The organism is Corynebacterium falsenii, assembly GCF_020099275.1.
Classification (GTDB): Bacteria; Actinomycetota; Actinomycetes; order Mycobacteriales; family Mycobacteriaceae; genus Corynebacterium; species Corynebacterium falsenii.
In genome coordinates, this window is record NZ_CP083646.1 from 1,022,288 (window position 1) to 1,036,684 (window position 14,397).

14 protein-coding genes are annotated in these 14,397 nt (G+C 63.2%); 7 read left to right on the forward strand and 7 right to left on the reverse strand.

The window, feature by feature from the left end; genetic code table 11:
- Window positions 1-11: 11 nt before the first annotated feature.
- From LA343_RS04515 to serC, 3 genes are all read right to left on the reverse strand, one after another.
- A complete protein-coding gene (locus tag LA343_RS04515) occupies window positions 12-929 on the reverse strand; it encodes a DUF6928 family protein (RefSeq protein WP_025402167.1) in 918 nt (305 codons plus the stop codon).
- A gap of 9 nt (window positions 930-938) precedes the next feature.
- Window positions 939-2,063 carry a septation protein SepH gene (sepH, locus tag LA343_RS04520; RefSeq protein ID WP_025402168.1) on the reverse strand — a complete coding sequence of 375 codons (1,125 nt, stop codon included), beginning with the start codon at window positions 2,061-2,063 and terminating at the stop codon, window positions 939-941.
- 160 nt (window positions 2,064-2,223) lie between these two features.
- Entirely contained in the window at window positions 2,224-3,357 is a 1,134-nt protein-coding gene (serC, locus tag LA343_RS04525; RefSeq protein ID WP_025402169.1) for a phosphoserine transaminase, read from the reverse strand.
- A gap of 637 nt (window positions 3,358-3,994) precedes the next feature.
- Here serC and LA343_RS04530 point away from each other — a divergent pair.
- On the forward strand, window positions 3,995-5,275 hold the full coding sequence (locus tag LA343_RS04530; RefSeq protein ID WP_039910867.1) for a citrate synthase: 1,281 nt from the start codon (window positions 3,995-3,997) through the stop codon (window positions 5,273-5,275).
- A gap of 201 nt (window positions 5,276-5,476) precedes the next feature.
- Window positions 5,477-5,836 carry an FKBP-type peptidyl-prolyl cis-trans isomerase gene (locus tag LA343_RS04535; RefSeq protein ID WP_025402170.1) on the forward strand — a complete coding sequence of 120 codons (360 nt, stop codon included), beginning with the start codon at window positions 5,477-5,479 and terminating at the stop codon, window positions 5,834-5,836.
- A 144-nt stretch (window positions 5,837-5,980) separates the two neighbouring features.
- Here the strand turns inward: LA343_RS04535 and LA343_RS04540 are convergent, their stop codons facing one another.
- Window positions 5,981-7,180 carry an ABC transporter permease gene (locus LA343_RS04540; protein ID WP_025402171.1) on the reverse strand — a complete coding sequence of 400 codons (1,200 nt, stop codon included), beginning with the start codon at window positions 7,178-7,180 and terminating at the stop codon, window positions 5,981-5,983.
- A complete protein-coding gene (locus LA343_RS04545) occupies window positions 7,177-8,058 on the reverse strand; it encodes an ABC transporter ATP-binding protein (protein WP_025402172.1) in 882 nt (293 codons plus the stop codon). The genes LA343_RS04540 and LA343_RS04545 overlap by 4 nt, the downstream gene beginning before the upstream one ends.
- A gap of 181 nt (window positions 8,059-8,239) precedes the next feature.
- Here LA343_RS04545 and LA343_RS04550 point away from each other — a divergent pair, with 181 nt between their 5' ends.
- The 5 genes from LA343_RS04550 (at window position 8,240) to LA343_RS04570 (ending at window position 12,173) form a co-directional block, all read left to right on the forward strand.
- On the forward strand, window positions 8,240-9,079 hold the full coding sequence (locus tag LA343_RS04550; RefSeq protein ID WP_025402173.1) for an aldo/keto reductase: 840 nt from the start codon (window positions 8,240-8,242) through the stop codon (window positions 9,077-9,079).
- Between the two features lie 38 nt (window positions 9,080-9,117).
- The gene (locus LA343_RS04555) at window positions 9,118-9,420 is read left to right on the forward strand and encodes a thiamine-binding protein (protein ID WP_039910868.1); all 303 of its coding nucleotides are present in this window, start codon (window positions 9,118-9,120) and stop codon (window positions 9,418-9,420) included.
- 122 nt (window positions 9,421-9,542) lie between these two features.
- Window positions 9,543-10,709, forward strand: coding sequence for a CE1758 family FMN-dependent luciferase-like monooxygenase (locus LA343_RS04560; RefSeq protein WP_025402174.1), 1,167 nt, complete (start codon window positions 9,543-9,545; stop codon window positions 10,707-10,709).
- On the forward strand, window positions 10,706-11,383 hold the full coding sequence (locus tag LA343_RS04565; RefSeq protein WP_025402175.1) for an FMN reductase: 678 nt from the start codon (window positions 10,706-10,708) through the stop codon (window positions 11,381-11,383). Before LA343_RS04560 ends, LA343_RS04565 begins: the two co-directional genes overlap by 4 nt.
- A 61-nt stretch (window positions 11,384-11,444) precedes the next feature.
- Complete coding sequence (locus tag LA343_RS04570; RefSeq protein ID WP_025402176.1) at window positions 11,445-12,173, forward strand: enoyl-CoA hydratase; 729 nt, start codon at window positions 11,445-11,447, stop codon at window positions 12,171-12,173.
- Window positions 12,174-12,179: 6 nt separating this feature from the next.
- On the opposite strand, the gene LA343_RS04575 is transcribed toward LA343_RS04570, so the two are convergent.
- Complete coding sequence (locus tag LA343_RS04575) at window positions 12,180-13,016, reverse strand: class I SAM-dependent methyltransferase (RefSeq protein WP_052337514.1); 837 nt, start codon at window positions 13,014-13,016, stop codon at window positions 12,180-12,182.
- On the reverse strand, window positions 13,013-14,323 hold the full coding sequence (locus tag LA343_RS04580) for a glutaminase (RefSeq protein ID WP_025402178.1): 1,311 nt from the start codon (window positions 14,321-14,323) through the stop codon (window positions 13,013-13,015). Before LA343_RS04580 ends, LA343_RS04575 begins: the two co-directional genes overlap by 4 nt.
- Window positions 14,324-14,397 lie beyond the last annotated feature (74 nt).

Sequence of the window (14,397 nt, forward strand, 5' to 3'; positions counted from 1 at the left end):
TTGGCTGGGCGCTAGTTGTTGCCGCGGGCGCGGCGGCGGACCTCGTCGCCGATCTTGTGCGAGATCCCCTGCAGCCCCCGAAGGCCCTTGCGCACGCCCGACCCCGTGGCTCGAACCACGGAACTGACCACGTTCTTGGCGACATCCTTGCCGCTTGGTTCCTCGCCGGGCCCGCGGGCGGCGTAATCGTCGTATCCTTGCTCGTCGGAGTAGAGGGAGACGTTGCCATCGCGCGCTTGGGGTGAGTTGCCGTGCGTCAGGCCGTCGTACTCACTCGACTTCGCCTCCGGGCGCCCATCCACCGCGAACGCCGCGATGGGGATGGTCGGGCCGTCGTCGGAGACGGGGAAGCCGAGCCACTCCTGCGCCGCCGTGGCGGCCGCCTCGCGGGGGACGAACGGCAACTGGATGCCCTGCGCCTCCGTGGTGCCCTCCCAAAAGCTCAACTCGAAGGGGGCGGGCAATCCAATGTCCTCAAAAACCGTTTCGCGGGTGGCACAGAACGACCGCTTGAGCTCCCCACCAGACCAGTGGGCAAAGCCGCCGTAGGTGGCGTCGAGCCTATCTTCCAAGGAATCATCGCCGACGGACACAAAAGATTCCGTATCTGCGTGATCGGCCACGGCCGTGGCGTACACATCAGCGGCGGGCACGAGGATGCGGTAGCGCTCCGGGAGCTCGGAGAGGCGCCGGAGGTCCGGAATGATCGTCTGCACCACGGACAGGCCGGAATAGGCGCCAATGTAGAACTCGTGGGCGCCGGGGGAGGTGCTGCGCGTCATGTCGAAATCACCGATGTGCGTCAGCGGCCACGCTGGGTTGAGCTGCGCCAGATACTTGCGGGCAAAGCCGCGGTCGGCGTGGGGTTCTGTGGCGAGGACGGTGCGCGGCTCAGCAGCGCTGACAAACCAGAGAGTCACGAGAGTCACGGCTGGGCTCTACTTCTTTTTCTTGGGATTGGTACGAACGCCGAGGAGCACGTCCTCCCAGTGCGGGGTGACGGCCTTGCGCTTCCGGCGCGAGCGGTCGGGCTGATTCTGCGGGTGTAGCAGGAACTCGTCCGTTTGTTCCGCGGGGGTTTCGTCGGAATCGTTGGGGGAGCCGGCGGGAGTGGTGCCGGAATCGTTGTTCGATGGATCGCCGTGGCGGGCTGCGGCCGACGGGTGACGGCGAGCGGATCCGGCCTGATCGCGCCCATCATCGGCGGGGTAGTCGGCCTCGTGCTGGGGAACAGCCGACAGAGGCGTGACCGGGGCGACGTGGCGAACGGGCTGGCCGTAGCGCGGATCGATGAGATCGCCCGCAATGCTGTTGTACGGGTGCGCCAGGGACGGGCCGGTGGGGTCGAGGTCCAGCTGGAACTCTGCGGCGTGCAGCGACGTCTGGCCGGCTACCGACTTCTCCCACGTCACGGTGACGATCCACTTCTTCGAGGGGTTCTGGTAGGCATTCCACTCGGAGTCGGAGAGGTTCTCGCCGCGGGCGGCAAGAGCCGTGGCCAGGACCTCCCAGAGGGTGAGGTTGGACGCGCCCTCGCTGCTCACCGGGTGGGCGGAGTGCGCCAAATCGGCGATGCGGGAGCGCTCCTGCAGAATCGGCCACGCGTAGGGCTCGAGGCGCGACTCGTCTGAGCCGGTTTCCTCTGCCAGCTCAGCGACGCTCGCGCCGTGCCGGATCCGGGCCTGGATCTCGCGGGGGCTCAGGGAAATGCGGGGCCGGCGAGGGCGGGGCTGGGCGGACTCGGCCGACGAGTCAGACGAGTCAGTGCCAGCGGATGTGGCGGCTGTTGCCTCCGCTGTGCTGCCAGACGCTTCGGTCGAATCTGCGTCGGATGCTGGGTTAGGCGATGGGTCTTCCGTGGTTTCCACCGCTTCGAGCTGCGGGTTGCTGGCGCTGGCAGGCGCGACAGGCTGAGCGGGGGAAGGGGCGGACGTAGCGGCGTCGAGAAGAAAAGAACGAAGATCCCCGGTCACCGGGAGGAAGAATTCGGTGTCTGCATCCACTGCGCGCAAGATGAGCGATGACGAATCGCTCTCGGCTGCGATGAACTTCAGCTCTTGCACGGGTACCTCCTGCTGACGGGGATCATGTGATACATCCAACCTTAGCTAAAGGTTGAACGTATCGGTGCGTAACCCGCGTACTCCACCCGCGTGCTCCAACCACGTTCGACGACGGGGGTGGTGCCGCGGTGGTTGGTTACTTGGCGGCTACTCGGGGTGGCTACTTGGCGGCGTGGCCGTTATCGAGGATGTAATCGATGGCGCCGGTCAGCTTCTCGATATCCGAGGGATCGATGGCGGGGAACATGCCGATGCGCAGCTGGTTGCGACCGAGCTTGCGGTACGGCTCGGTGTCCAGGATGCCGTTGGCGCGCAGGATCTTGGCGATGGCGGCGGCATCGATATCGTCGGAGAAGTCGATGGTGCCCACGACGAGGGAGCGGGACTTCGGATCAGCCACGAAGGGGGTTGCCTCGGCGCGGTTCTCGGCCCACTTGTAAAGGATGGAGGAGGACTCGGTGGTGCGCTTGACCATGCCGTCCAGACCGCCGTTGGCGTTCATCCACTGCACCTGGTTGTCGAGCATGAGCAAGGTGCCCACGGCCGGGGTGTTGTAGGTCTGGTTCTTGCGGGAGTTATCCACGGCCGTCTTCAGATCCAGGAAGGCGGGAATGAAGCGATCGGTGGCAGCGATCTCCTCCACGCGGTCGAGAGCTGCGGGGGAGAAGGCAGCCAGCCACAGGCCACCATCGGAGGCGAAGCACTTCTGGGGGCTGAAGTAGTAGACGTCGGCCTCGTTCATGTCGACGGGAAGGCCGCCGGCGCCGGAGGTGGCATCGATGGCCACGAGGGCCTCGGTGTTCGGGCGGGTGACGGGAACCATGGCGCCCGTGGAGGTCTCGTTGTGAGCCCACCCAACGAGGTCGGCATCCGTGCCATCCAGCTCGCTGGGGGAGGGGGCGGTGCCGGGCTCAGCGGCAACGACCTGGGGCTCATCCAACCAGGGAGCCTTCTTGGACACGCTGGCGAACTTGCCGGAGAATTCGCCGTAGGTGAGGTGAGCGGACTTGTTGCGGATCAGGCCGAACGCGGCGGAATCCCAAAACGCCGTGGCGCCACCGAGGGACAGGATGATCTCGTAGCCGTCCGGCAAGCTGAAGAGCTCGCTGAGACCCTCGCGAACCGATCCCACGACATCCTTCACACCAGCCTGGCGGTGGGAGGTGCCCATGATGTCAGCGTGGTCCTGGATGGCCTGGAGCTGCTCGGGGCGCACCTTGGACGGGCCACATCCGAAGCGGCCATCGGCGGGGATCAGATCAGAGGGGAGGGTGGGGAAGTTGTCGGAGCTCATCGTCATAAAGTCCTTTTCGGTTCCTTGGTTTTGAGGGCCCCTAGGAGTTTCGAGGAGATCCTAGGGTTCCTGTGGGCGGGGTTTCCGAGAGATCGTTTCCGGGAGATCTCGGAAGTCCCGGGCTCTACGCGCCCCTCGGGGCACCGCAGAATGGGTGGATGCTACAAAATACGTATAGATATATGGACGTCAGCGAGCCTGGCGCGTTTTTGTGCGACTACAAGACTAGTCGGTGGTGCTAGTCACATTGAAGTAAAGGTTCAAAAATATAACCGAAATGCACTGGTGTGGGGGTGAAAGTGAGGATTGGGTGACCTTTCCAGTGTCATTCAACTCACATATTGGCTACAGTGTGTGGTGTCCCACGAAAGTTCTGGAGGGTCTCCGGCGCACGGCGCTGGTGGTTTCTACAGAGCTTGAGGGTTTTCGAACGACTGCACCTCGGTCAGACGACGACGAGCCTCGCTGGGTAGTTTCTTTTGCTCTACGTTATGCGTGAGACACATCTGAACGGCGTTTCAGTATGACCGCGAAGCATGAGGGCGCCACGGCTGTCCCGCCCCGACCAAGGCAGAAAGTTATAGACTGGAACATGCTTGAACAAACAAAGCATGTAAACATTCAGAAAGGGATGTCAATGGCTTCCGACAATAAGGACAAGGCCGTACTCCACTACCCCGGTGGAGAATACGAAATGGACATTGTCCACGCCACCGAAGGCAACGACGGTGTGTACTTGGGCAAGATGCTGGCCGAGACCGGCCTGACCACCCTGGACACGGGCTACATGAACACCGCGCCCACCAAGTCTGATATCACCTTCATCGACGGTGACAAGGGTATTCTGCAGTACCGCGGTTACGACATCGCTGATCTGGCGAACAACGCCACCTTCAACGAGGTCTCCTACCTGCTGATCAACGGCGAGCTGCCGAACGACGAGCAGAAGGAAGAGTTCAACTCCAACATCCGCAAGCACACTCTGCTGGATGAGGACTTTAAAGCTCAGTTCCGCGTGTTCCCGCGCGACGCTCACCCGATGAGCGTGCTGGCTTCCTCCCTCAACATCCTGTCCACCTACTACCAGGACTCCCTGGATCCCCTGAACAAGGACTTCCAGAAGCTCAACACCTACCGCCTCATGGCTAAGGTGCCGATGCTCGCGGCTTACGCTTACCGCGCATCCAAGGGCAAGCCCTACATGTACCCGGACAACTCCCTGAACGCGCGCCAGAACTTCCTGCGCCAGATGTTCGGCTACCCGACCGAGCCCTTCCAGGACGATCCGATCGTCACCAAGGCTCTGGACAAGCTGCTCATCCTGCACGCTGACCACGAGCAGAACTGCTCCACCTCCACCGTGCGCATGGTTGCCTCCTCCCAGGCCAACATGTTCGTCTCCATCGCTGCAGGCATCAACGCCCTGTCCGGCCCGCTGCACGGCGGCGCCAACCAGGCCGTTCTCGAGATGCTCGAGGAGATCCAGGCCAACGGCGGCGACGCAACTGACTTCATGAAGCGCGTGAAGAACAAGGAGCCCGGCGTTAAGCTCATGGGCTTCGGTCACCGCGTGTACAAGAACTACGACCCGCGTGCGGCCATCATCAAGGAGTCCGCACACGAGATCATCGACCACCTCGGTGGCGACGAGCTGCTGGATCTCGCCCTCAAGCTGGAAGAGATCGCACTGGCCGACGACTACTTCATCGAGCGCAAGCTCTACCCGAACGTCGACTTCTACACCGGCCTGATCTACCGCGCCATGGGCTTCCCCACGGAGTTCTTCACCGTGCTGTTCGCCATGGGCCGCCTGCCCGGCTGGATCGCTCAGTACCTCGAGCAGATCAACGACCCGGCTGGCAAGATCAACCGTCCTCGCCAGATCTACACCGGCCCCGCTGCTCGCAAGCTGCAGTAATACCTGCCAGAGCGCAACCTGCCAGATAAAGGCCTGCTGATCCCCGCCTGCGGGGCAGCAGGCTTTTTCTTATGCGGTTCGGGTGCGCTTCCGGAAACAGCGTCTGTGATCGCCCGGTCTGGTCGACCAATGCCCGCATTCGTCGCACGCCCGCTTTGCTAGGGTGGAACACATCCGAAAGCAGTAAAAGGAGACAATCCGATGTCAAAGCCACAAGTTGACCACCAATCCGGGCCCGCCCCCGAGGATCTGGTGATCGAGGACATCACCGTTGGTGATGGCGAGGAAGCAGTCCCCGGTGGCATGGTGAAAGTGCACTACGTGGGCGTGGAATACGAAACCGGCGAGGAGTTCGACTCCTCGTGGGACCGTGGAGGCCCCATCGAATTCCCGCTCGTTGGCCTCATCGAGGGCTGGCAGGAAGGCATCCCAGGCATGAAGGTCGGTGGGCGACGCAAGCTCACCATCCCCCCAGAGAAGGCCTACGGCCCGAAGGAACTCGGCCACGAGCTGTCCGGCCTCACCCTCGTGTTCATCATTGACCTTATCGATGTGAACTAAACGAGCGCGATGCAGCACAGCGTAAACAAGCGCGCTGCACGCGAGCACAACGAAAAGTCTCCTGCATCCCACCGCAGATGGTGGGGTGCAGGAGACTTTCCTGGTTTGTGGCTCAAGACTCCGTCCTAGCCAATGCGCCGCAGCTTAAGCCTTAGCCGTGAGAGCCTTGGCCCACGACATCTTCTTGCCGTTGTGCAAGATCGAGCGCTGGTAGATCTTCGACACCAGCACCATGAGCAGCACAATGACCACCGCAGACACCGCGTAGTCGACAAGCGCCAGCGGGTAGCTCATGTTCCCGGCAGCGACCTGCAACGGAATGGTCGGCAGGCTGAACGGCGGAATCCACGTCAAGACCTGCATCACCGTGGAATCCAAGCTGTTCCATCCGAATACCGGCGTGTAAATCATGCCGAAGACAAGGATCATCACGGGCATCTGCGTGGACTGCAGGTCTTCCGTGCGGCTCACCATCGACCCAGCGGCGGCGTACAGGCTGCCGAACAACAGCATGCCCAGCACGAATGCCAGCAGCATGAGCCCCAGAATGCCGTAATCGAACGGGAACCCATCCAGCACGTTCGTCGTCGAGACGGTGATGGCACCGGCGCCGAGGACAATCGCCGCCGCGATCAGCCCGAAGACCGTGTTGCCGAGGATCTTCCCCGCCAAGAAATCCAATGGGCGGACCGTGGACAGGATGATTTCCACTACTCGGGACGACTTCTCCTCCGTCACGCGACCGCCGATATTCGCCGCGAACAGGATGATGAAAAGGCTCATCAGGGAAGATCCGATCATCACCATGACCACCGCAGGCATGTTCACCTCCGACGAATTATCGTCCTTGACGTTGACGGTGGTGATCTCCGCCGGCGGCATTGCTTCCGCGAACTGCTGAGGCGAAATCCCCAGCCTCTGCAGCGCAGTGCCCTGCGACAGCGTGGACGCGATGGTGCTGGCCGCCCCCATCACCTCGGGGGACGCATCGCCGTCGGTGATGAGGTCGAAGCCCTTATCGGTCTTGAGAAGAACAGCGGCGACGTTCTCATTCTTAACTTGGGAGATGGCGTCTTCTCGGCTTTCGGTCATGGATTCCGTCACGACGCCAGCGTTCTGGCCCAGGGCCCGCGTAGCGGCGTCGACCACAGGAGCTTGAACGCCGACGACGCCGAGGCGAGCAGGCTCGCTGTCGTCGTCGGCGAAAAATGACGCGGCGATGATGCCGCCGATGACGAGGACGAGCGTGAGGGCAATGGTAATGATGATGCTCTTGCTCCGCAGCGCGGTCTTGATCTCACGGCCGGCGACGGTGTTGATGGTGTTCATGGACGAATAGCTCATGATTCGACGACCTCCTGGAACAGCTCCGACAGGTGGGGGACACGGCGGGAGAACGAGTGGACCGGGCCAGCCGCCAAAGCAGCCTGCAAGATGGCCTGATCCTGGTCCGTGGACTGCGCTTCCACGATGACCGACTCCGGGGTCTCCTCCACGACGGTGATGCCATCGGGGTACCAACCGCGCGCCGGGGTCTTCACCTCGTAGCGCAGAGGTCCGCGGCTGCGAAGCTCGTCGACGGTACCCTCGGCCTTCATCACGCCACCGGCGATGATGCCCACGCGATCACACAACCGCTGGACCAAGTCCAGCTGGTGCGAGCTGAACACCACGGGAATGCCCTGCTGGGCGCGCTCGACGAGGAGCGTGCTCATAACGTTGACGGCCACGGGGTCCAAGCCGGAAAAGGGCTCATCCAGGATGAGCAGCTGGGGATCGTGGACGAGCGAGGCGGCCAGCTGGACGCGCTGCTGGTTACCCAAGGAGAGCTCATCGAGCTTGTCGTTCGCGCGCTCGGCGAGGCCGAGCTGTTCCAGGAGGTCCGTGGTGTTGCGCTGGGCGCGGTCGGCATCGAGGCCGTGCAGCTTGGCGAAGAAATGCAGCTGATCGGCGATCTTCTCCTTGGCGTACAGGCCGCGTTCCTCCGGCATGTAGCCAATGCGGCGGCGGAGATCGTCGTTGATGGGCTCGTCGCCGACGCGGACCTCGCCGGAATCGCTGGCGAGCACACCCAGGGCAATGCGCATGGTCGTGGATTTGCCAGCGCCGTTGGATCCAACGAACCCGTAGATCTCGCCGGGGGCAACCTGAAAGGTCATGTCGTGGAGGACTTGGTGGTCTCCGTAGCTCTTATTTAGGTGGTCTATGTATAAGGGCTGCATTGAACTCCTCGTGAGGGGGCGGATACTGGTTAGTACAAGTTGGTATGACTTCGGAAAGGGAAATAAATCCGATAGCACAGACCGTACCGCACGGGTGGAGCACATGAGAGGCTACCCATAGGTTTGGGGTTGGGTGATAGGTCGGGCGCAGAGATGGTGGCAGAAGAGTACAAAGGAGCCTATGGAATCTCTCAAACTTAACGACGGCCACACCATCCCCCAGCTCGGCCTGGGCGTGTGGCAACTCAACGACCAAGACACCTACACCTCCGTCCGTGCCGCCATCGAAGCCGGCTACCGGCACATCGATACGGCCGCCATCTACGGCAATGAGGAGCCAGTGGGCAAGGCTGTGGCCGACGCCATCTCGAATGGCGAGGTCACGCGCGAGGATCTGTTCATCACCACCAAGCTGTGGAACGCCGACCAGCAGCGCGGCAAGGAAGCCTTCGAGGAATCCCTGAGCAAGCTCGGCATGGACTACGTGGATCTCTACCTGCTGCACTGGCCGTGCCCGGCTGCCGGGACATTCGTGCAGGCCTACGAGTCCATGGCTGCGATCAACGAATCCGGCGCGGCGAAGTCGATCGGCGTGTGCAACTTCTACCCGGAGGCCCTCGATGAGCTCGACAAGGCCGGTTTCACCCCAGCCGTGAACCAGATCGAGATTCACCCCGGTTTTAGTCAGCGCGACCAACGCGAGGACAATGCCCGCCGCGGCATCGTCACCGAGTCCTGGTCCCCGCTGGGGCAGGGGAAGAACCTCACCGACCCCACCATCGGCGCCATCGCTTCCAACCACGGCGTGAGCGTGGCTCAGGCCATTATCCGGTGGCACATCCAGCGCGGCGAGGTTGTGATTCCGCGGTCTTCCAAGGTGGAGCGCGTCCGTGAGAACTTCGACGTGTTCGGTTTCGAGCTCAGCGAGGATGAGGTCAAGGAGATCGAGCAGCTTGACCGCACCGACGGCCGCGTTGGTCCCGATCCGCGTGAGTTCAACACGGGCACGTCTGCCGAATAACGCTGGATAGTGCCGAGTGACTCGGTATCGTTGAACCCATGTTGTTCGCATTTTCCGTCTCCCCCTCCGGCGGGGATAACCCAGATGCCTCGGTGCACGACGCCGTGGCCGCAGCCGTGAAGATCGTCCGCGAGTCCGGCCTGCCCAACCGCACGGACTCCATGTTCACCACCATCGAAGGCGAATGGGATGACTGTATGGACGTGATCAAGCGCGCCACCGAAGCTGTGGGGGAGTACGGCACTCGGGTGTGGCTGGTCCTCAAGGCCGATATTCGCCCGGGTTATACGGGGGAGATGGAAGGAAAGCTCGAGCGCCTCGAGCGGGCTCTCGATTCTTAGGGGATCATAGGGCGATTAGCAATCGGGGGCGCGGGGATTTAGAAAAAGGGTTGTGACCAGCGACGGAACACCCCTATATCAAAGTAGTTGACACGTCAACTAAATGGATGCATACTGAAGCCATGCAATTCGGACTTATGACAGTCGGAGACCACACCCCCGATCCCACAACGGGGAAGCTGGTCACAGAACACCAACGTATTAAGAACACCGTCGAGATCGCGAAGAAGGCCGAGGAAGTGGGCCTCGATGTCTTCGCCACGGGCCAACACCACAATCCGCCATTCGTGGCACCGGGCAACCCACCGGTTCTTTTAGCCAACATTGCGGCGCAAACGAGCTCGCTGATTCTCAGCACGTCGACCACGCTCATAACCACCATGGATCCCGTGCGCCTGGCCGAGGATTACGCTTACGCCCAGCACCTCGCCGACGGCCGGCTCGACCTCATGATGGGCCGCGGCAACACCGGCGCCGTTTACCCCTGGTTCGGCGCCGACATCCGCAAGGGCATCCCCATGGCGATCGAAAATTACCATCTGCTCCGCCGCCTATGGCGCGAGAAGAACGTCACGTGGAAGGGCGAATTCCGTACCCCACTGCAATCGTTCACCTCAACCCCGCGCCCCCTCGACGACACCCCGCCCTTCGTCTGGCACGGCTCCATCCGTTCCACCGAGATCGCCGAACAAGCAGCCTTCTACGGAGACGGGTTCTTTCACAACAACATCTTCTGGAACATCGAACACACCCAGCAGATGGTTAACCTCTACCGCCAGCGCTTCGAACACTATGGGCACGGCAGGGCAGACCAAGCCATCGTGGGACTGGGCGGCCAGGTATTCATGACCGATAGTGAAAAGGAAGCAAAGGACTTCTTCCGCCCCTACTTCAACAACGCACCCGTCTATGGCCACGGCCCCAGCCTCGAGGACTTCGAGAAAATGACACCCCTGACGGTAGGCACGCCGGAACAGGTCATCGAGCGCTACCTCAGCTACGCCGACGCAGTGGGCGACTACCAGCGCCAGCTCTTCCTCGTCGACCACGCCGGCCTGCCGCAGGATGTCGTTCTGGAGCAGATCGAGATCCTCGGCACCAAGGTTGTGCCCGAGCTCCGCAAGGAACTGGAAGCACGCCGCCCCAGCCACGTGCCCTCCGACCCGCCTACCCACGCCAGCCTGGTAGCGCAGGGTCCGGACTCGCCCCACCGCCTCGTTCAACCCGCCACCGCCCAACCCGTCAACGTCAATCCCGCCACCGCCCAACCCGCAGGAGACAGGTCATGAAAAAACTCATCGTTCTCAACGCGGGGCTATCCACCCCGTCCACCACACGGATGCTCGCTGAGGAGATCACTGGTGCCGTCGAGGCCCAGGTGTCCAAGCGCGGCGACGGTCTCGAGACCACGTACCTGGATCTCCGGGACTACGCCACCGATCTCGCCGCGATGATGACCACCGGGATCCCCAGCCCAGCACTCAAGGATGCTCACGATAGGATCTCCGCCGCCGACGGGCTCGTGGCGGCAACCCCAGTCTTCACCGCTAGTTATTCGGGACTGTTCAAGATGTTCATGGACACCCTGGACACCGATTCGCTCAACGGTATGCCCGTCCTTATTGCCGCTACCGCGGGCACGCCCCGGCACGCCTTGGTCCTCGACTTCGCTCTGCGCCCGCTGTTTACGTATCTCCGGGCTACGGTCATGCCGACCGGGATCTTCGCCGCCACTCAAGACTTCGGAGCCCAGACTGACTTGACGCGCCGGATCAACCGGGCGGCGTCGGAACTCGCCGGATACCTTGTTCAGGAATCCGGTGCGGTGGAGGGTTTCGGCCCAGACCTCGGAGACAGCGCTCACAGTGCCCACAGCGCCCACACCACCCGCACCTCCGGCACAACCGTAGACGCGAACGTCACCGACTTCAGCGTGCTCCTCCAAGGCCACGACGGCTCCTAAAGTCCCGTGATTACCGCCATAACCCCCGCGCACGCACACCGAATCGGGTAGCTTTCCCTATATGGGAGTAGACGTTTTCCGAGAAGGTTCCGTGGGGGTCGTGGTGCTGAACCACCCGGAAAAGCGCAATGCTATCCGCGCGGAGGTCGCCACGGCCGTCACCCGCGGAATCCACAGTCTGCTGGATCAACAGGTGCGCGCCATTCTCATCCGCGGCGAGGGCCCAGCCTTCTGCGCCGGCGCGGACCTGTCCGGTGGCGTGTACGGCGACGACTTCTGGCCCGCCATGCGCGACATGCTCCACGCGATCCTGGACGCCCCCGTGCCGGTCATCGCGGACGTCCAAGGCCCGGCCGTCGGCGCCGGTTGTCAGATTCTTCTGGCGTGTGAACTGCGCGTCTTCGGCCCAGATGCCCTCGTGTGGGTTCCGTTGGCCCAGCACGGTTTCGCCCTCGATTTCTGGACCCACGAGCGCGCCCGCGAACTCATGGGCGGCGCCATGGCGCGCAACGTCTTCCTCGCCGGCGTCAAGGTGGACGCTCAGCAGGCCGCCGCGATCGGGTTCGCCACTCTTATCGGCGACGCCACAACGGCCCTCGACTTCGCCACCACCGTGGCAGCCCAGGCTCCGCTGTCCATGGAACATTCGAAGAGAGTCTTTAACAGCCCGGATTTGTCGCAACAGCCGGAGCTGGAAGCGCAGATCCCCGGCATCTGGGCCAGCGAGGACGCCGCCGAGGCCCGCCGCGCCCGCAGCGAGAAGCGCGCCCCGCAGTTCCACGGCCGCTGATTCGCGCTACGGCTTTTGTGCCTTCTGTGCTTTTTGCGCCTTCTGGGCCTTCCGCGCGAGGATTTCCACGTGGGGCATGAGGAACAGCGCGCCGGGAGTGTCCCGCCACTGCGCCCACCCCGTGGTGATCTGGTCAATCGCCTCCCGCACGGCCGCCCCATCGGGCTGGTCACCGAAGGCGCGCGCGGCGTGGCGTCGATAATGATCTTCCTGCGTACGGGCGATCCAGGAATCCGCGAATCGCTGGCGTTCGCTCGGCGTACCGTAGCTCCACATCGACGCCGACACGTCGTAATCCGACCACTCGGCCCGCTCCATCCACGTCGGTAGGTGACGGCCGGCATTGGGCTGCATGCCCTGCAGGTCGGCGACCACGGTAAACAGTGCGCGCCACCGGGTGATGCCGGGGTTCGGCGGGAACCACGTCATGGCACCGTAATCCACCTCGCGGATGGCGAGCAGGCCACCGGGACGCAGCACGCGGGCGCACTCGCGAATCGCGGCGACGGGATCCGGCAGGTGGTGCAGCGTTTGGGACACAAACACCACGTCCACGGTGGCATCCGAGACGGGGAGAGCGTAGATGTCCCCACGGAGAAACCGTGGGTCGGAGGGGGAGCTGGGGGCGTCGACCGTACGATCAACTCCGACAACCTGGCCGGGCGAGCCGCCAAGCTCCACGATGCGATCAGCGAGGCCGCGGGTGATGGTGCCGGGGCCGCAGCCGACGTCGAGCAGGCGGGTGTCCTTCGTGAGATGCGGCAACAGGAACGCTGCGGAATCTGCGGCGGTGCGGGTGGCGTGGTTGGCCCGGGCGTGACCGTGGCCGTGGATGTAGGTCATGATTCTTCCTTGCGCAGCTCGGAGCGGCTGCGTACCACTTCGATCTTGGTCTTGAGCTTCAGGTGGGGATCAGCGTGGTGGTCGGCGTTGGGTGCGGGGATTACGTCGTCCGGGTCGATGAGGTAGACCTTTTTCCCGTCCTGGATGAGGCGACGGGCGACCTCGAGGATCATGCGGCGGGCAACCCGGTCGAGAGCGTGGACGTCGGTGAGGTCAAGGGCGACCTTTGGCTCGTAAATGTCCTGATTGCTGAACTCGCGGACGATCTTTTCCGCACCGGCGAAGCGCAGGCTGCCCTGGAGGGCGTAGACGCAGACCTCGTCCTCGCCCATGCCCTCGTTGAGCACCGTGGTGTTGCGGATGACCGACTGGACGGTGGGCGGGATTTCCATGAGGTTGAGCCCCATGTCGCGGGAGATGCGCTCGTAGATGCGTACGCCGCGCACGCTGTTGCCGTGGTTATCCAGCTTCGGGGAGAACGTGGCGAGGCCGACTTGGCCGGGGAGCGCGCCGAGGAGGCCGCCGGCCACGCCGCTTTTGGCGGGGATGCCGACTTGGGTGACCCAGTCGCCGGCGGAGTTGTACATGCCACAGGTGGTCATCACGCTCAAGACCTGGCGGACCACGCGGGCGGAGACGATCTGCTTGCCCGTGAGGGGGTTGATGCCCTTGTTGGCGAGGGTGGCGGCCATGATCGCGAGGTCGCGGGCGGTGACGAGCAGCGAACACTGGCGGGTGTAGCCCTCCACGACGGTAGGTGGGTTCTGCGTGAAGACGTCGTAGTTGCGCAGCATGTGCGCGATGGCGAGGTTGCGGTGGGCATGGTCGAGCTCGGAGCCGCAGACGCGCTCGTCGATCTGGAGGCGGCGGCCCGCGAAGTCGGAGAGGCCGTTGATGATGCGCTGGAGGCGCTGGCCCTCGGTCCAGTCATCGCCGCCGACGAGGGAGTGGGTGGTGATCGCGCCCGCGTTGATCATCGGGTTGAAGGGGCGGCCTAGGTCATCGAGGGAAAGCTCGTTGAAGCCTTCGCCGGAGGGCTCCACGCTGACCTGCTCGAGGATGGTATCGAAGCCGCGATCTTCCAGGGCGAGGGCGTAGACGAAGGGCTTGGAGATCGACTGGATGGTGAACTCCACCTCGGTGTCACCGACGGCGTAGACCTTGCCGTCGATGGTGGCGAGGCAGACGGCGAGGTGATCCGGGTCGGCGTGGGCTAGCTCGGGGATGTAGCTGGCCTGCTCGCCGGAGTCGTCGGGGCGGTAATCCTCTAGAACGTCGGAGAGGTAGTCGATGATCATGGACTTCATGGGTATTAAGCCTAGTGCGCGGGGTGAGGTGGGGCTGGGCAGGGATGGCGGGATCTAGCTGTGGGGCACGGTGG